Genomic DNA, 18065 nt, shown 5'->3' on the forward strand with positions numbered 1-18065 from the left:
CCTTTGCCGGCATTATCGCTGGCTCAGGCCCCGGCCGTTCCACTTATCTGGCTGTCCGATTTTGCGAGGCCACCTCTCCTGCGTCGGTCGCTTGGCATCGAGCTTCACGATCGCGCGTGCACCGTCGACGGCCACCGATTCGGGCGTAACGGCGCCGACCGGCAGTTTCTCGAGCGCTTGTGCAATCCCGACCGGCAACCCTGACGTCCTGCCCTCCGTTGCCGGCGCCTTGAAGCTCACCCATGGCAGTTCCCCACCGGCATCGCGGCTTGGCGCGATGCTGTACTGGCGAGCCAGCGCGTCAAACGATTTACCCGATTTCAGCTCGCTCACAACGGTCGCCGCCGTCGCCGCATCACGGACGACGATCACGCGCGGCTTGTACTCGTCCTTGCCGAGCGACGCGACGATCTCGTCGTAGCGCGACTTGACCTGCGTATCCGTCACCGGCTCGGGTTTGATGTTGTCCCGGAGATACAGCTGCGTTTCGGCGTTCGCTTTCGCGATCTGCATGGCTGCCTGAACCTCCGGCTTGTTCCCGTAGTTCGCTTTCTCCGCAGCCTGTTGAATCACCACGTGGGCAATCAGCTGGTTCCTGATTGCCAGTCTTGCTTGCGGCGTGTCCGGCTGCTTTGTGGCACGCAGGACGGCGTCGACTTCCGCCTGCGTGATCGCCGTACCGTTCACGGTCGCCACGGTGCCGGTCGCCTGGGGCGCCACCGCTGTCTGTGCATGAACCTGGCCGGTCAGTGCTCCGGCGATGGCAAGCGCGTTCAGCGCGCGGCTCAGTGTGGTTTTCATCGTCTACCCGCTTTTGATCAAGAAGTCGCAAGATCCATGTTTGCGTAAATGCACACGTTCCAAAGAAGGAACGGGTGCGACCAATCAGTAGTTCCAGTTCATCGTGGCCAGCACGAGCGTCGCCTTCGGGCCGAGGGCAGCAGGCTGCGTCAGCGCGCGGCCGACCAGAACCTCGCCCGAAAGGAACTGCTTACGCCACTGCCATTGCGCGCGCAGCCCAGCACCCGCGCCGGCGAGTGTCGGGAAGCCCGATATCGCGACGAGACTCGCTTTGCCCGCATCCACAAACACATATGGTTCGATTCGACCGTCCTTCCAGGCCGGCGCATTCACCCACGCGAGTTCGTTGCGCGAATAGAAGCCACGATCTCCGGCGATCTCGCCCGACCGGAAACCGCGGACGGTGTCCATGCCGCCGAGGTACAGTTGTTCCGAGCCGAACAGCGCCATGTTCGTATATTGGCCGCTCAACACGCCCCGATATGCGAACAGCGCACGACCGACCTTCGGCAGCGGCAGCGTGAATGCGGCAGTCGCATCGACCTTGGTGAACTGGCTGTGCGCTTCATCACGCGTGATGCCGTGCGCGTCGTGATTCGCGCCGAACCACGGCAGCCCCTGCGACACCCCGCCATTGACCGTGAAATTCCCCTGCGCGTCGTTCATCACGAACTTGTGCAGCCAGTTGCCGCCGAGGCGGAGCACGGCGACGCGTTGCGGATCGAGGTCGATCCCGTTGACCTCGCGGTCGGTGCGCCGCCAGGACACCGTCGCATCGATACTGGTGATGTCGCTTACGGTGCGGCTGACCAGATAGTTCCAGCCGAAGATGTGCGAAAGCGTGCGGCCGTATTCGAGTGCGGTCGTGCCGATCAGTTGCTGGTATTCCGAATCGGAAATCGTGTAGCTGAACGTATGGCGACCGAACGGCACCGCGAACGAGCCGACGATCGCATTGCTGTCGAGGCTGTCGAGAAAATTCACGCTCAGCGATTCCTGCAGGCCGAGCAGGTTGTCGGCCTCGACGCCCGCGCGATAACGCGTCACGCCGGTCGCCGAGCTGCCGTAGTTGTCGACGCCCAGCGTGTAGTACAGGCGATCGCCCGGCTTGTTGCCGATGTCGACGATCGATTCGCCCGGACTCTGGCCCGGGAGAATCTGGATCGTCGCCTGATTGCGACGCATGCGGTTGATCTGCGCGACGCCCTGATCGATGTCAGACAGACGCAGCGGATCGCCGGGCGCCGCCGGAAACGCGTTCTCGTAGCCTGCGTCCGTGAACCAGCCGCCACCAGACGAACGCTCACCCGGCTTCAGTCGATGAATCGGCACGCCGTTGATCTTGAAGCCGGCGATCCGGCCGACCTGAATCGTGACCGTCAGCGTGCCCGTCGCCAGATTCTGCGGGCCGAGCAACGCACGCGTCGTCGCGAACCCAGCCTCGACGAACACGTCCGTCAACCGTTTCAGCATCACGTTGATGCGATGCGAGCCGAGATCGTGGTTCGCGAAAGGCGCGACGACGGCATCGAGCTTCGCGTCCGAAATGCCGCCGGGCGGAACGAACGGCTTGCCGTCCGGCGCTTGCAGCACGATCCGGTTGACCGGGAAGGTCGGCCCGGATTCCTTGATCGCATCGACCGGCGTGTCGGGCGGGATGTCGAGCGTCGTTTCCGTCGTCGGGGCGACCGTGATCGACGCAGGCGGCTGTTCGAGCTGACGTTGACGCGCCTGCTCGCGCTGCTGCTCGATGATCAGTTGTGCCGGATCCTGAACGGGCCGGCCCGCGGGTGGCGGGGTTTGCGCATGCGCGGCCATAGGGAGCGCAGCAAGGCTCGCGACCAGCAGCGGCAGCTTCAGTCGGGGGAATACGCGTGGTTTCATCGTGGTTGTGCGTGCAGGTGCCCGAGCGTTGATGCGGCCGTGTTTGCGACGCCGCCTTTCGAGGCAGCAATGACGATCACGAAAGCAAGAAAGGCGACGACCGCCAGCCCGAGTCGATTTTTTGTTTGATGGTCCATCTGTTATCGCCACCACCACGTCGTCAGGCCGAGATGCTGGTCGATCTGGACAGGCGTGCGCGATGGTGCGCGCACCGTGGTAATGCCACCGGCCGCCGTGACGCCCTTCCCGCCGCTGAACGAGCCGCCGTCGATCACACCGTCGCCGGTCAGCATCACGTTGCCGTTCGCGGTGAAACCGCCGCCGATGTCCATCGCGATGATCTGCGCCCACGTGCTGCCGAAGAACGCCTTGAAACCACGATGCTGGTTGATGGCCGAGTAGCCCGTCACGCCTTGCGCATAGGTCACGGGGGCGTCGACCTTGATGTCGCCGGTTGCGAAGACATTGCCGCCGACGTTGCGGGCGACCGTGCCGGCCTTGATGCCGATGTTGCCGCCCGCCTGGATCGTGCCGCCGTATGGCGTGACGTTGCTCGATGCGTCGGCGTGGCAGAAGATCCAGCAGCTGCGTGTATAGCTCGCCTGACCGGCGAAAACCGCGGCATTGGTGAACGCGTTTTGAGCGGTGATGTTGACGTCGCCGTCATTCGATTGAACGATCCCGCCGGAATTCGTGAAGTTGCGGCTCGTGATCGTCACCGGGCCGTGTACGGCGGCAATATAGGCGAGCTGGTCCGGGTTGCCGACGGTGCCGTAGTCGACGTTGAATCCGCTCGTTGAGTGCGTGAAGAACAGGAAGCTGCCGCCGCGATCGGTATAGGCGGTTGGCTGGCCGCCGTTCGTGCCGCTGGTGTGGTCGATCGTGTTTTCCACATCGCCGGCTGCGTTGAGGCTCACTGCGCCGTTCGACAGGATGCGGCCGTTGTCGTTGATGATGTTGCCGCCGGCCGTCAGCTTCGTCTGGCCGTTTGCAGCAAACACGATCCCGAGGTTGCTCGCGCTCGACCGGTTCGTGATGTCGCCGGTGGCGTTGAGGATCACGTCGCCACCGGTAGTGGTGCCGTCGCTCGCCGTCGCTCCCGCCTGAATCAGGCTGCCAGTGTTGGTGATTGCACCGTTGCTCGTTAGCGTAACCGTGTTGCCTGCGTTCAGGGTGGACGGGCCGGTGGCGTCGTCGGTCAGGGCGATGTTGGCGGCCTGAACGGTCGTGTTGTTCGCAGCGGTGATCTGTGCGCCCCGCAGCGACACGTTTCCGGGTGTCGTCAAGGCGACGTCGCGTTCCGCTTTCATGGAACCATCCGCGATCGTGATGTCGCCGTTCGTCGCGACGACAACGTCACCGGCGTTCGCATAAACCTTGCCGAGGCTGCGTACGCCTGCGCCCTGGTCGGTGACGATCAACTGGACGCGACCGGCGGTCAGGCCGCCGGCTGTCGTGATGTCGACCGCGACGGCGTTGCTTTTCGTGCCGGGAGACGTCGTGCCGATCAGCCAGTCGTGGCCGTTGTCGGATGGCGAGAAGCTGGTGTCGTAGTTCGCGGTGCTGTCGCCGACGATTGCGCGGATACCGCTTGTCGAACTCGTGAAATCGTTGGTGACGGGACCGTTGATGCTGAGCTGCTTCGCGATCAGGTCGAGGTTGACCAGCGTGCCGGACAGACCGCCGGGGCCGATCGCGATGCCGCCTCGATTGGTCGTCAGCGAGACGTTGCGCTGTATGACGCCTGGTGCGATCGTCAGATCGTTGAAGCTGACCTGACCGGTCGACAATACGACGTGGCCCGTGTTCGTGAAGCTCCCGCCATCAACGGTGATGCCGTTCGGGTTCGCCAGGATCACGTTCGCGCGCGGGCCGAGGACGTTGATGTTTCCCTGAATCAGCGACGGGTTCGTGCTCGTGACCTGATTGACGATCGTGCGTGCGTTGATGCCGACGTTGTTGAGGTCGGCTCCGGCTTTCGAGACGTTGAAGGACGAGTAGGTGTTGTTGGAGACGCCACCGATGGCAGGGGCGATGTTGACGTTTTGGCGACCGTTTGCGCCTACCGAAACAGATGTCGCGGTACCGCCATCGGGAACGATCGTCGCGGCGTGCGCAGCACCCTGCCAGGCCGGACACGACATAACTAGCAATGCTAAAAGATGCTGAATACGCGTGAGCCGCTCGATGTCATCGATTTTCATCATGTCGTTCCCGAGACGGGTTATTTTTGACTGACACTCGTTGATTGAGACACACCCTTCCCTGCCAGCAACGCAGCGCGAAACTGCGGCACAAAGCCCATGAGCGCTTCGTCAATCCCCTGGATTGCATGAGGCAAATCTTTCAGAAGATCAGCGTAAAACGGGTAGGTATACGGGATCGATTCCTTGGCATCCTGACTGGAATTCAGATCCGCATTTTTACTGCCGCCTCTGCTGGATTTAGGGCTTATATAAGCGGGAGGCGGGAGGAAAACACCCTGAGAGAAAATAGGGTCGAACGTGCTAGCCGAAAAAATTCGAATTTGACTGCTCACCGATCGAACATATGGCCAGCCCAATCCGTTCGCACCATATCCTGTAATGATTGGCGCAATCATGATTGCATCCGCGCCGGTATAAGCGGCCCCTTTCAAAACCGGGTGGAACCAATCGCCTGAGATTTTTGGCATGCCAGCCTGTTCAAGATCGACTTCCTTCACCTGGTAGCCTTGTGCCCGCAGTTCGGCCTCAAGGGCATCAATGTATTTGCGGTTCAGTCCGGTGTCGCCAAGCTCGCTCTTGACGATGCTGTCAAAATCCTTGTTGGTGCGGGTCGATATCGCTGCCGTTCCGCCAGCTATTGCTCCGCCAACTGCAGCAGCCAGTAGTCCTACGCCGGGAATCGGAACGATTATTGGCCCGCCAGCGGTGACCGCGAAATACGTGGTTGGCTTCGGTACGTTGACTGCGATCGTCTTGATCGATGACATCTTCTGTGCATCGAAGTCGGCCGGAGGTTTCGATGCGCATGCGCTGAGAAAAATCGCATAACTAATCATTGTAATTCTATTGATTATTTTCATATCACACCATCACGTATGGTTTTGTCGTGCGAGCGAATAGGGTTTGACTTCACCCAATTCTCTGCTTTTTTTGTTCAGCGCCTCGCTCTATGCAGTCGTCGCGACAGCCATCGCATTTGACCTGCGAGGCCGGCACGTCCACTCAACCTCGATCGTCGAAAATGCTGCCACGACTTCGATCTGCCCCTGATCGAGTGGTGCGTGCGTCGGGTCAATAATGTCAAGTGTCAGTGGCAACAACACCGCACTTGTCGCCCCACCAATCGCACCACTCGCGCAGCCCAATACGGCCTATCCTGCTGCTACTGTCGATCGCGCTCGAACGCCATCACTGTCGATTCGACAACACCACTTGACATTCGAACCCCAGCCATCGATGGTATTTCTGACCACAACGCCATTGGCAACTAGATCATCAACATTTCCGTGTTCGTCTAGATCATTCATGTACACGCTAACAAGCATGCCTTCATGAAGGCGCACGGTTACGCCCGATGCATCAATCTTGGTATCCGCTCCTGATAGAAGCACGGTATCAGCGTCAACCATTTCGTTGAAGTCAACACAAAAAACAGGTCGAGACATAGATGCTCACTTTCCAACCTTAGCTGGATTCGGAATGGTCGGTGTAAAAAGCTTCTCCAGTTGTTGCGCCGTCAAACCACTAACCGTTGCGTGGTTGGGGTTGAAAGTAGTCCCGTCATAGACAATCTTCCCGCCCGCTGCCTCGATATCACCCACTGTTGTCACGCCGACCTGCCCATTCTTGAACGGTATCGATAACGTCTTCACGGTTCCATTGTTACTACTTTGAACAGATACACCATTGAGCGTTCCGTCACCATTTTGTGTAACCCCACTGCCGTTAGCAAAGTTGCTAGATTGGCAGGTTCCACCGCGACAAACAAACGATGAGCTCGCTGGTATTTGCCCATTGTTTGTGCCACCACCAGCGGCCCCCGCAACCGATGCAGAGGACCCTACCGTTACGGCCTCCGCGTCCGTTCCACCGCCACCACCCTGCTGCGCCTGATCGACCGGCGCCCCCTGCGGCGTCGGCTTCACTACAAACTTCTCGCCCTCGTTCTGCTGCCCCGGCTTTTCCCAGTGCTCGGCGGTATTATTCAACGCCTCGTTCTGCGCCGCCGTTGCGCCCGCCATCGCATTCTGGCCCGCGAGGCCGGCAAGACCACCACCCGCGAACGTCGCAACTGCTGCAAGAACTGCCAACTGTCCCTGATCGAGCGGTGCATGCGTAGGATCAATCGCACCCAGCGCCAGCGGCGACAGCGCCGCACTTGCCGCCCCGCCAATCGCCCCGCCACCACACCCTTGCCCAGTGGCCGCTCCAGAAGCACACCCCAACGCTGCATGGAGGGCCAGATATGCTGCCTCTCCGGCCACCGGCCCCAGATCTTTCAGCAGCCCATCTTGGGCATTACCAATACCGAGCGCCGCCACCGCGCCTGCATTCGATACTGCACTATTGCGCAGGTTCGTCAGGAAGCTACCGCCCTGAATCCCAGTCTGAATAGTTGCTTGAAGTACCGTCTCGGCAGCAAGTGCCGTGAACGCGGTCGGCAGGGAGCCGGTTGCTACGCCAGCCTGCGGCACAAGTGTGTTACCTACCGACTGCACTCCCGCCAACGCGGCCAGACTGTTCTGCGAGGCATTCCACGACCAGCCAAGGCTACCGTTATCGAACGTGATGCCGTTCGTCAGCCCCGCCGTGAGTCCTGCAACACCGCCAGTCTCGAGCATCTTCCCAACACTGAACGAGCCGCCGGAATTCAGTTGGCTCATCGTGCTGTTCATCATGCCGGCGAACCCGGCCGACAAGGCAAGATTCGCCGTACCCGCGCCAATCGCCGCCGTCGTCGTGGTCGCGGGCACTGCCGCTGCAAAGGTCGTCCCCGCGCTTGCCGAAGCAATCGCGCCAACGGCTGCCGACGCCGCCATCCCGGACATGATCGAGAGGCCGGTAATGACTGCCGTCATGAAAAGCTGGTCGTACCACGCGTCTGAGTCGAGGACCTTGGTATCGAGATGGTCGGTGACGGTCTGTTGCGTGAAGTTGCCGCCGAGCTGCCCCTTCAGATTCGCCAGCATCGCTTGAGTACCAGCCGTGTCGACACCACCGTCCGCGCCGACTTTCTGGAGCGCTCCGCCGATCTGGTTCAGGCTTTGTACTTGCAGATCGTAGTTGGCGGCGGACATGAAGCCGCCTTGCTGCGCCACGGTGCCCGTGGTCTCCAGTGCAACACCATCCGGACCTTTCTGATAAATCGTCCCGACATCCGTCGAGCGTTGTTCGTTGGTCAGCGAATTCGTGTTGACCGTCAGGTTCTGCGCCGTGACAGTGCCGGTGTTCAGGATGCTGTTGGCGTAGTTGAGCGTGACGTTGGTGCCCGTGATTTCGCCATCAGCGTTCACCACCGCAAAGTTCTTCGGTAGCAGCACCTCGGGCATCAACGCCTGCACCGTCGGGCACGCTGCGCCACCGGTCGTGCTGCATCCCGGCTCCGGCACGGACTGCTCGACATACCAGAGCATCGGCGCGTTGATCTGCGCGAGCTGCGCATCGCTCAGCTTCGTGCCGAGCGCCACATTGTTTTTCTCCGCATACTCAAGCGCCGCGCCGTACAGCGCCGCCTTGTCCTGATTGTTGATCGATGCCTGGCCCGTACTGTCGGTCGCACTCGTCGTGCTGTAGAAGCTGCTCTTGCCGGTCGCCTGCAACGCAGCCCGCTCGATCAGCTGATTCTCGGTGTACGGGTCGTAGTAGAACGGCACGCTGCCCGGCTGCAGGTTCGCGGGCAAATTCGCGATCAGCGAGGCCGACGAGAGCGAATCGATCACCTGCGCGGCCGGATTGTTGACCAGGTAGCTGACCGTAGTCGTCTCACCCGCAATCGTCTTCACCGTGACGCTAAGCGGCGTACCGGCGATGGGGGCCGACGCCGAACCGGGCGACGCTCCCACCGGACGAGTCGTGACCGTGACCACCGGCGCGACCGGCTGGCCGACCGTCTGCGCCCCGATAGGTGTATTGGCCGGCAGGCCCGTCATGCCGGTGACCGACGTCGGACGACCGTTTTGATCCGTAACCAGTCCGGCATTGTTCACTGCATCCGCGACCGAGCTCGGCAGTGTCGGCGGTGCCAGCGAAATGACCTGCCCCGAGACGACCGCAGGCGGAGTAAATACGTTCGGGTTCGTGATCCCGTTGACGAGCTGCGAGCCGGTCAGCGTGATCGATTGACCGATCACGTTACCGGTGTTGTTCAGCGTCGGCGAATGGACGCTCAGATTGCCGGCCTGAATCGTGCCCGGCACGAAATCGGACATTCCGACATTTGACGGCAGGCCCGATACCGCTTGCGCGTCGCCAAGGTTGAACGCCCCACCATACAGGTTTTGGCAGGTCGACGCCATGCCCAGGCAACCCCACGTCCGCGTGCCGACCGGATCACCGGTCCAGTATGCGTGCAGGTACTGGTTGTCGCTCGATGCGCTTTGGGTCGCATTGATCGTCGCGGTATTCAGTGCCGTGACGAGGCTCCCGGTGTTGCTGAACACGCCCGCCGTGATCGACAGGTTGTTGTTCGCCGTAATCGTCGACGGCTGGGCCGACTGCACCTCGATATACGCTTCACAGTTCTGGCCGCAACCCGTAAAGGGCGTCGCTGATCCATAGTTCTGGTGAACCGTCGCCGGGGCGGCAATCGTGTTCGTCACGCTCGCCGCGTTGATTTGCACGTTGTTGCCCGCCTCGATCGCAGCCGAGGTGTTCGTGACGCTGGCAGCTTGCGTCGAGGTCGTCGCGGTCGTGCCGGCGCCACCGATCACAACATCGTTCTTCGCGACCAGATTGCCGTAGGTATTGTTGACCTGGTTGGCAGCGATGACGATGTCATGACCCGCCGTGACGTTGCTGTTGGTCTGCTGGTAGCTGTACGCTTCCGAGTTCGAATTGGTCGTTTTCAGGTTCGAGCAGCCGGCATTGGATACCCCCAACGCGCAGCCGGCTGTCACGGCCTTCGACCCGACATTCGAACCCTGATTCGTGAAGCTTGCCGCCTGAATCGTGACGTCATTGCCGGCGGAGAGCGTGCCGGTATTGGTCAGATTGCCACCCGACAGATTCAGGTTGTTACCGGCCAGAATCTGCCCGACAGCGCCCTGCGTCGTGGCGGTCCTGGTAGTCGTCTCCAGCGGCACCGTACCCGGCGCGCTGATTTTGTAGGTAGCCGGCGGTGTGGGTGTGCCGACCAGGCAGTACCCACCAACACACTGATAAGTCCCATCCGGGTTTGCCGTGCCGGCCACGCCAATCGGGCCGGATTTCTGCAACGCCTGAAGCGACGTCAGGAACGCATTCAGCGATGCGGCATCGACCGTGTCGGTCACCGACGATGTGAAACTCGAGCCGCCATTCTGGAGCTGCTGCACGTTCACGTTGGCATCATGGCCTGCGCTTACGATGCCGCTCTGGTTATTGAGCGTGTTGGCGGTCAGGTTGAGGTCGTGACCAGCCGCAATGACCGAGGAGGTCACGGTCGCGCCAGTCGTGGTGGTGGTTTCGGTGACGGTCGGCAGGGCCAAGGTCTGGACCGACGTTGCGCCCGAAATCGGTGTCGAAGGTGACTGGACCGCCCAGATGGCACCGTTGGGGGCATTGCTCGTGGGGACGAGTGCGAACTGAACTGGACCCGATGTCGCAACCGGTGACGACGCATTCCCCCATCCCTGATAGGTGATGCGATTGACCTGTGTCGACCAAACCGTCGAATTGGTCGGCTGCTCACCGCCAGTCGACAGGAGTCCGCCGAGCGTTGCCGGCAGCGTTGCCTGCGAAAGCGTCAGCGTGCCGCCGTCCTTGCCCAGGTTATAGATCGCGTAGACCGTTTCAGTGCCGATCGGCGTGGCCATCAACAGCCCCGCGTTGTCGACAGTCTTCGTGGTCGTAGTCGTCGTGACCGTCGCGGCAGCGGAATTGTTGACGTTGTTGGCCGTGATCGACAGATCGTTCGTCGCCGTCAGCGTGCCACCGGCATTACCGAGATCGCCGCTAAGATTGATCGTCGCATTGCCGCTACCTGCCGGGCTGTTGCTGTTTCCGGCTTTCGTGACGCCACCGGAATTGTCATAGCTCGTACCCGAGATAGCCAGCTTATTGGCAGCCTCCACCGTGCCAGCGTTCGTTCCCGATCCGTTCAGCGTCAGGGCGTTGGCCGAAACCGTGCCGCCTGTCTGGTTTGCAAGCGAGCCATTGATCGTCAGGTCGTTGCCGTTGATCGTGCCGGTGTTGCCAACGGCGCTGTTCAGCGTCAGCGAACCCGTGCCTTGATTGATCGTTCCTGCGTTCGTGATGCCTTGCGCGGCTGTGACCGTCACAGCCCTCGCAGGCAAGGTCCATGTCCCCGAGTTGTTCACCGACAACGCGGACAGATTGACGCCGTTGGTGCCGTCGATCGTCCCCAAGGTCCCTGCCGAAGGATCAAGCGTCTGGTTCGGCAGATTCAGCGTCGCGATGTTCTGAGCGAGGATCTTGCCTGCGGCATTGTTGAATGAACCATTGCCGCCAGTGACCGTGACCGTGGTGTTGCCGGTCGCGGTCGTCGGGTTTTGGACATCGCCGGCGAAGATCAGCCCGGAGTTGCTCAAGCTGCTGGTTGTCAGATTCAGTGCGTTCGTCGCGAGCAACGAACCCGAGTTGGTCGTCGCGTTGCCGACGTTGAAATTCGCGGTCGGGCCGTAGATCGAACCGCTATTGTTCAGATTCGTCGCGTTGACAGTTACGGTTTTCAGCGACGACAGGCTCCCCGTGTTCGTGACGTTGTAACCCGACACGTTCAGATTGCCGCCCGCCATCTGCGTGCCGACGTTCGTCATCGTGTTGCCGCTCAAGCTCGCGTCGCCCTTGAACGCTGCGGTGCCGCCCGTCGTCAGGTTCTGCGATGCCGTGATTTGCGTCGAGCCACCGACCACTGCGTTCGCGGTCGTGACATTCGCGCCTTTCAGCGTGGCGTTGCCATTCACCGACAGCGCCGGCGCGCTTGCGTCGAACTGTGCGTTGAGCTGGCCGGCGGAGGTATCGAGGTTGTTCGTTGCCGTGGCCGTCAGGTTGCCACCGACTGCCACGCCCTGCGTCGTGATGTTCGTCGCGGTCAGCGTCGCATCCTTCGATGCCGTCGTCTGCCCGTTCAGCGACAGGTTCTGACCTGCGTTCAGTGTCGTGTTACCCGCTGTGGACACGGGACCGCTAGCCGTCACGTTGCCGGACTTCGCGCTGATGCTCAGATCGCCAAGACTCTTGACGCTGCCTCGGGTATTGACGTCCGTACCGGCCGCGATCGTCGTCGCCCCGCCCGACAACGCATCACCCGCCAGCGTCGCGCTGCCGTTCGTCGCGGTCAGCGTGCTGGTACCCACGGCAGTCGTCGCCCCGACCGACAAGTTGTTGGTCGCCGTCGCCGACAGGTTGTTGCCGGTTTGAATGGCCCCTGAGACATTGATGTTGTTACCGGCCTTCAGTGTCGTGTCGTTCGCGACGCTGATCGAACCCGTGCCGTTCACGTCTCGGCCTGCCGTCACACTCGCGTTACCGGCATTGCTGACCGACAGGCCGCCATTCAGATTCGCATCGCGGCCCACCGCAACCGTTGTGCTCTGGCCGCTCTGCACGGTACCGGCAATGGTCGCGTCCTGTCCTGCATTGATGTTCAGCGCGGCGGGTGTCGAAACCGTCCCAGCGACCGAGACACTGCCTGCACTCGATCCGATCGACGTATTGCCACCACCGTAGACGGTACCGCCCAGGTTCACACCTTGCTGCCCCGTCGCGCTCAAGGCGCCCATCGACACCACGTTGCCCGTCGTGGTCAGGGTGCCACCATTCGCCGCGAGCGTCATGTTGCCGACCGACGCGGCGCTGCCATTCATCTGCGTACTACCGCCCGAGGTCACACTCAGGTTTCCGCCGCTTGTGACGTTTCCACCCAAGGTGGAGTTCTGCGCTGCCTGAATCGACACCGCGCCAGGTGCGCTCACGGTCCCACCGAAACTGGCGTTGGTGCCGGCCGTCGCATCGATCGTGCTGCCACTTTGCACCGCGCCATTCAGGTCAATCGCTTGCCCGGCATTCAAGTTGACGGCGCCCTGCGATGACGTGACGTTGCCCTGCCCCGAAATCGCGCCACTTTGCGCCGTGATCGACACCGCCCCCTGCGCCTGCGCGGCACCGCCGATCGCTGCGTTCTGGCCGGCCAAGATCGTCAGTGCGCCATTCGACTGCGCATTGCCATTCACCAACGCCGAACCGGATTGCGCGTTGATCGAAGCGTCACCGACCGACGCAACCGAACCGGCGACCGTAGCATTGCGCCCGGCCGTCATTTGCACCGTGCTGCCGCCGACCAGATTGCCCGTTTCGGTTGCGTCGCGGCCCGCCTGAATCGTGATCGCGCCCGGTGCCGACACGTTCGCCAACGTCGCGTCCTGCCCCGCTGTCGCCGAGACCGCACCGCCGCTTTGCACGGCACCGCTGTAGTCGATGTTCTGGCTCGCGGACAGCTTCACGTTGCCCTGCGTCGTGCCGATCGCACCCGTGCCCGTCAGGTTGCCGCTGGAGGCCGCGAGCGTCGCGTCACTCGACGTCGTCAGCGCGCCATTGACCGCCACACTACCGCCTGACACGTTCGCCGTCGCCGCCTGCGTCTGGCCACCGAGCGTCGTCGTGCCACCGGATTTCACCGTCAGCGCGCCGGGCGTCACAGCGGTCCCTGAAATGGTCGCGTCACCGGCGGTTGCCGTGATCGTGAGCGGCCCTTGCGCAGATGCCTTACCGCTTACTACAGCGCTCTGGCCGGCCGCGACCGACAGCGCCGCATTGCTGACTGCGTTGCCATTGATTTGCGCCGAGCCCGTCGACGCAGTAATCGACGTGTCGTCGACGCCCGATACAGCGCCATTGACCGTCGCATTTCGCCCACCAGTCAGGGCGACCGTGCTGCCCCCCTGTACTGCACCGTTGACGGTCAAGTCTTGTCCCGCCTTGGCCGAAATCGCACCAGGTGCGCTCAAGCCACCGACGGTCAGGTTGCCGTTCGTCGCCTGCAACGCAACGTCATGTGCCGAGAGAGAACCGATCGACATTGACTGGCCGGCCGTCAGATTCGCCGCGCCGTTCGCCGCGACAGACGCGGCATTCAGATTGCCGCCCGCGGTCATCGCGAGGTTCTGCCCTGCGGACACCGAACCCGGCGCGTTGATATCGCCGTTCGCATTGACCGTGTAGTTCTGGTTCGCAAGCCCGGTGCCGCTGATCGTCGTATTGCCTGCGCTCGTCAGGTTGACGTTCTGATTGGCAAACGTTTGACCGACCGACACGTCGCCGTTCGCGTTGACGATTACGTTACCGGCCGTAGCCGACAACGGGCCCTGGGTGTTCACGCCCATGCCGGCCGCAGTCGATACGATATAGACGGTGCCGCTCGTCACCGAGCCATACTGATTCGCATCGACCGCCACGGTCTTGCCGATCGCAGCGGCGGTATTCGTCACGCCGTTGGTCGACGTACCGTAAGCGATGCCGCTCGCGCCGGACGTCGGCGTAACGAGCTGGTTACCCGTCACCACGTTGACGCGCTGATCCGCGCGCAGCGGCGCGTTGATGTTGATGCTTTGGCCAATCAGATCGATATTCCCGACCGTACCTTCGATCCCGGCGCCGGGCCCGTTCACGCCTGCGGGGCCGTCGATCGAGATGTTGCCCGACCGAACGTCGAACGCCACCGCGCCCGCATGCGCGAAATCGGTCGAGTTACCTCCAACACCAGTCAGGAACTGCGGTGTACCCGTCGTCAGCGTGAGGCCGGGTACGTTCGTCAACGCCATGCCGTTCACGGAGATACCGCCTGGCGCCGCCACGATAACGGCCGCCGGCGAGCCGAAAACCTCGAGCGGCCCATTCAGCGTCGCGATGTTGTTGGACGTGACCTGGTTGATGATGGTCGTCGCCGGCCGGCCGTTCAGGTTCGGGTTGGCGCCGAGCGTACCGCCGAGCAGAGGCGTCCCGGCCACGGTGCTGTTATTGAGCACCAAGCCTCGTGAATCGATGTCGAACGACTGGTATTGCCCAACGCTGATCCCGTTTGCGTTGGCACCGGGGATATTGATGGCAGGTACGCCTGCGCTGGTTTGCGTGACGGACGGCTGGAACGGGATCGGCGCTCGCGGATCGACGATCGGTGCGGCATGCGCGGTTTGCTCCATGAGCAGCACGGCCGGACTGAAATACATGACGACCGTCATCACCCAGGCGGTCGCCTTGACCCAAAGCGCCGGCGCCTCGCGGGTCAGCGAAATATGGCTGGCAATACTCCCCGATTTGGCCGCTTCCCGTTGAGCGTGCCGTTTCCCGATTTCGCGCATGACGCGGCGCATGATTGGTCTCTCTCTGTATTTGCGGCAAATAATTGCACAGGCACAAATGAGAGATAGTTAAGAATTGTCATGACGCGCAATCGACGAATCATCGAATATTACGAATATCTTTCATATTAAATATTTTTATTTTCAATTGAAAAAACATCGATCGGAAAATCGATTTTTCAATTCTCGCCGTTCCGATTTAGCCCTGTGACGACAGCCTGTGAACATGCCGGGGCGAACGCATACCTCTCCCTCAAGGCCTTCATCGCTCGAATCGGCAGGATTCGCCGAGTGACATCACAAACACTCCGCCTGCGAAAATATTTAAACGCAATCGATAATTTAAAGATATTACGCCCCGGATAAATAACCGCCACGCATCAATCGAGACGGCATTCCACCCATTGAATTTGAAATGAGGTGCAAACGCGATCCAGATAACAAACCTGAATCAACCCATGCACCTGTCTCGTTTCGCAAACAACGGGCGCCTGAGAAACCGGAAAAACAACGCGGGATGACCCGGCATCAGAAAACGTGAGGCCCCGCCACCCGCTCCAAATGAAAAACGCGGATGGCGAACCGCACCGGATGACCTACGCCATCCGGCACGACTCGCCATCCGCGTTGAAGACTTTCCAGTCCTCTGCTTACTTGCTGTAGTCGTACACCCCACGCCCGGTCTTCCGCCCGAGCCGACCAGCCGTCACCATCTCGCGCAGCAGCGGGCACGCGCGATACTTCGGATCGCCGAAGTCCTTCACGAACACGTCCATCACCGCGAGGCACACGTCGAGGCCCACGAGGTCGGCCAGCGCGAGCGGCCCGATCGGGTGGTTCGCACCGAGCTTCATCCCCGCGTCGATCTCCTCGGCCGACGCGATGCCTTCAGCCAGCACGAAGAACGCCTCGTTGATCATCGGCACGAGAATCCGGTTCACGACGAAGCCCGGCGAATTGCGCACGCCGATCGGCGACTTGTCGAAACGCTCGGTCAGCTCGCGCACCGCCGATGCGGTCGCGTCGCTCGTCTGCAGCCCGCGGATGATCTCGACGAGCGGCATCAGCGGCACCGGATTGAAGAAGTGCATGCCGACGAAGCGCGACGGATCGGCGAGCGGCGCCGCGAGCGCGGTGATCGAGATCGACGACGTGTTGGTCGCGATGATCGCTTCGGGCCGCGCGACGGCCTCGATCTGCTTCAGGATGCGGCCCTTCAGCTCGACGTTCTCGGTCGCGGCTTCGATCACGATATCGGCCGCTGCGAGCTTCGCGTAGTCGGTCGACGTCGTGATGCGCGCCAGCGCCGCATCGCGCGTGGCTGCGTCGAGCTTGTCCTTCGACACGAGCCGCTCGAGGCTGCCCTTCAGCGTCGCGATACCCTTCTCGAGCGCCGCATCGCTGACGTCGATCATCACGACGTTGAGTCCCGCAACGGCGGCGGTCTGCGCAATGCCGTTGCCCATGGTTCCGGCGCCCACGACGCCGACAATTTCGATGGCCATGAAATTTCCTGTGTGTTCGGGTGCTGAGCGTTCGATTATCAGATGTTCTCGAAGATCGCCGCAATCCCCTGGCCGCCGCCGATACACATCGTCACGAGCGCGTAACGCCCGCCGATGCGCTTCAGTTCGTACAGCGCCTTGACCGTGATCAATGCACCGGTCGCGCCGATCGGGTGACCGAGCGAGATGCCCGAGCCGTTCGGGTTGACCTTCGCCGGATCGAGACCGAGCTCCTGCGTGACCGCGCACGCCTGGGCCGCGAACGCCTCGTTCGCCTCGATCACGTCGAGATCGCTGATCTTCAGGCCCGCGCGTTCGAGCGCCTTCTGCGTGGCCGGCACGGGGCCGATGCCCATGTACGCCGGATCGACACCCGCGTGCGCATATGCGACGAGGCGTGCAAGCGGCTTCACGCCCTGCGCGCGCGCGGCGTCCGCGCTCATCATCAGCACGGCCGCGGCCGCATCGTTGATGCCCGAGGCGTTGCCGGCCGTCACGGTGCCGTTCTCCTTCGCGAACACCGGGCGCAGCTTCGTGAAATCGTCCGCGCTTGCGTCCTGACGCACGTGCTCGTCGGTGTCGAACGCGACCTCGCCCTTCTTCGAGCGGATCGAGATCGGCAGGATCTGGTCCTTGAAGCGCCCTTCCGCGATCGCGCGCGCCGCGCGACGATGCGATTCGAGCGCCAGCGCATCCTGCGCGTCGCGCGAGATGCCGTACTTCGCCGCGACGTTCTCTGCCGTCACGCCCATGTGGATCGTCTGGAACGGGTCGTGCAGCGCGCCGAGCATCATGTCGACGAGCTTGCCGTCACCCATGCGCTGGCCGAAGCGCGCGGCCGGCACGGTGTACGGTGCGCGGCTCATGCTTTCCGAGCCGCCGCCGATCGCGACGTCGGCATCGCCGAGCATGATCGTCTGCGCGGCCGACACGATCGCCTGCAGGCCCGAACCGCACAGGCGGTTCACGGTCAGCGCGGGCGTGTGCTGTGCCACGCCGCCATTGATCGCCGCGACGCGCGCGAGGTACATGTCCTTCGGTTCGGTATTCACGACGTGGCCGAACACGACATGCCCGACCGCATCGCCCGGCACGTTCGCACGCGACAGCACTTCGGCGACCACCTTCGCACCGAGGTCGGTCGGCGAGAAATCCTTCAGGCTGCCGCCGAAATCACCGATCGCGGTACGGACACCGCTCACCACCACGACTTCTTTCGCTGCATTGCTCATCGTCTCACTCCGGTTCGTTCGCGCCCGCAGGCGCGGGGATACGTTGCGTTACATGTTCGGGTAATTCGGCCCGCCGCCGCCTTCCGGCGTGACCCACACGATGTTCTGCGTCGGGTCCTTGATGTCGCAGGTCTTGCAGTG

The 18065-nt window shown here is 62.1% G+C and carries 10 protein-coding genes; all 10 read right to left on the reverse strand.

Features of this window, described 5'->3' with window-relative positions; translation table 11 throughout:
* Positions 1–12: 12 nt before the first annotated feature.
* Positions 13–801: a peptidyl-prolyl cis-trans isomerase gene (locus BCO18175_RS40025; RefSeq protein ID WP_174989275.1), complete on the reverse strand. Its 789-nt coding sequence runs from the start codon at positions 799–801 to the stop codon at positions 13–15.
* Between the two features lie 84 nt (positions 802–885).
* A complete protein-coding gene (locus BCO18175_RS40030) occupies positions 886–2619 on the reverse strand; it encodes a ShlB/FhaC/HecB family hemolysin secretion/activation protein (RefSeq protein WP_174989287.1) in 1734 nt (577 codons plus the stop codon).
* Between the two features lie 62 nt (positions 2620–2681).
* On the reverse strand, positions 2682–2822 hold the full coding sequence (locus BCO18175_RS40035) for a hypothetical protein (protein ID WP_174989277.1): 141 nt from the start codon (positions 2820–2822) through the stop codon (positions 2682–2684).
* Between the two features lie 3 nt (positions 2823–2825).
* The gene (locus BCO18175_RS40040) at positions 2826–4829 is read right to left on the reverse strand and encodes a two-partner secretion domain-containing protein (RefSeq protein ID WP_174989289.1); all 2004 of its coding nucleotides are present in this window, start codon (positions 4827–4829) and stop codon (positions 2826–2828) included.
* Positions 4830–4909: 80 nt separating this feature from the next.
* Positions 4910–5752, reverse strand: a complete 843-nt coding sequence (locus tag BCO18175_RS40045; protein ID WP_174989279.1) for a hypothetical protein — start codon at positions 5750–5752, stop codon at positions 4910–4912.
* Positions 5753–6043: 291 nt separating this feature from the next.
* Positions 6044–6337: a hypothetical protein gene (locus tag BCO18175_RS40050; RefSeq protein WP_174989281.1), complete on the reverse strand. Its 294-nt coding sequence runs from the start codon at positions 6335–6337 to the stop codon at positions 6044–6046.
* A 6-nt stretch (positions 6338–6343) separates the two neighbouring features.
* Positions 6344–15199, reverse strand: coding sequence for a two-partner secretion domain-containing protein (locus tag BCO18175_RS40055; protein WP_254608254.1), 8856 nt, complete (start codon positions 15197–15199; stop codon positions 6344–6346).
* A 638-nt stretch (positions 15200–15837) separates the two neighbouring features.
* Positions 15838–16692 carry a 3-hydroxybutyryl-CoA dehydrogenase gene (locus tag BCO18175_RS40060; RefSeq protein WP_174989283.1) on the reverse strand — a complete coding sequence of 285 codons (855 nt, stop codon included), beginning with the start codon at positions 16690–16692 and terminating at the stop codon, positions 15838–15840.
* Positions 16693–16730: 38 nt separating this feature from the next.
* Complete coding sequence (gene bktB, locus BCO18175_RS40065) at positions 16731–17924, reverse strand: beta-ketothiolase BktB (RefSeq protein WP_174989285.1); 1194 nt, start codon at positions 17922–17924, stop codon at positions 16731–16733.
* Positions 17925–17972: 48 nt separating this feature from the next.
* The coding region (locus BCO18175_RS40070) for a 4Fe-4S dicluster domain-containing protein (RefSeq protein WP_133246935.1) at positions 17973–18065 on the reverse strand (93 nt) is incomplete at its 5' end.

This window comes from Burkholderia lata, assembly GCF_902499335.1.
Classification (GTDB): Bacteria; Pseudomonadota; Gammaproteobacteria; order Burkholderiales; family Burkholderiaceae; genus Burkholderia; species Burkholderia lata_B.

Excerpts from the sequence above, each read along its gene's own strand:
- BCO18175_RS40050 (WP_174989281.1), bottom strand. The coding sequence starts at position 6,337 with ATGTCTCGACCTGTTTTTTGTGTTGACTTCAACGAAATGGTTGACGCT.
- BCO18175_RS40040 (WP_174989289.1), bottom strand. The coding sequence starts at position 4,829 with ATGTCGTGTCCGGCCTGGCAGGGTGCTGCGCACGCCGCGACGATCGTT.
- BCO18175_RS40030 (WP_174989287.1), bottom strand. The coding sequence starts at position 2,619 with ATGGCCGCGCATGCGCAAACCCCGCCACCCGCGGGCCGGCCCGTTCAG.
- BCO18175_RS40060 (WP_174989283.1), bottom strand. The coding sequence starts at position 16,692 with ATGGCCATCGAAATTGTCGGCGTCGTGGGCGCCGGAACCATGGGCAAC.
- BCO18175_RS40025 (WP_174989275.1), bottom strand. The coding sequence starts at position 801 with ATGAAAACCACACTGAGCCGCGCGCTGAACGCGCTTGCCATCGCCGGA.
- BCO18175_RS40045 (WP_174989279.1), bottom strand. The coding sequence starts at position 5,752 with ATGAAAATAATCAATAGAATTACAATGATTAGTTATGCGATTTTTCTC.
- BCO18175_RS40055 (WP_254608254.1), bottom strand. The coding sequence starts at position 15,199 with ATGCGCCGCGTCATGCGCGAAATCGGGAAACGGCACGCTCAACGGGAA.
- BCO18175_RS40035 (WP_174989277.1), bottom strand. The coding sequence starts at position 2,822 with ATGGACCATCAAACAAAAAATCGACTCGGGCTGGCGGTCGTCGCCTTT.
- bktB (WP_174989285.1), bottom strand. The coding sequence starts at position 17,924 with ATGAGCAATGCAGCGAAAGAAGTCGTGGTGGTGAGCGGTGTCCGTACC.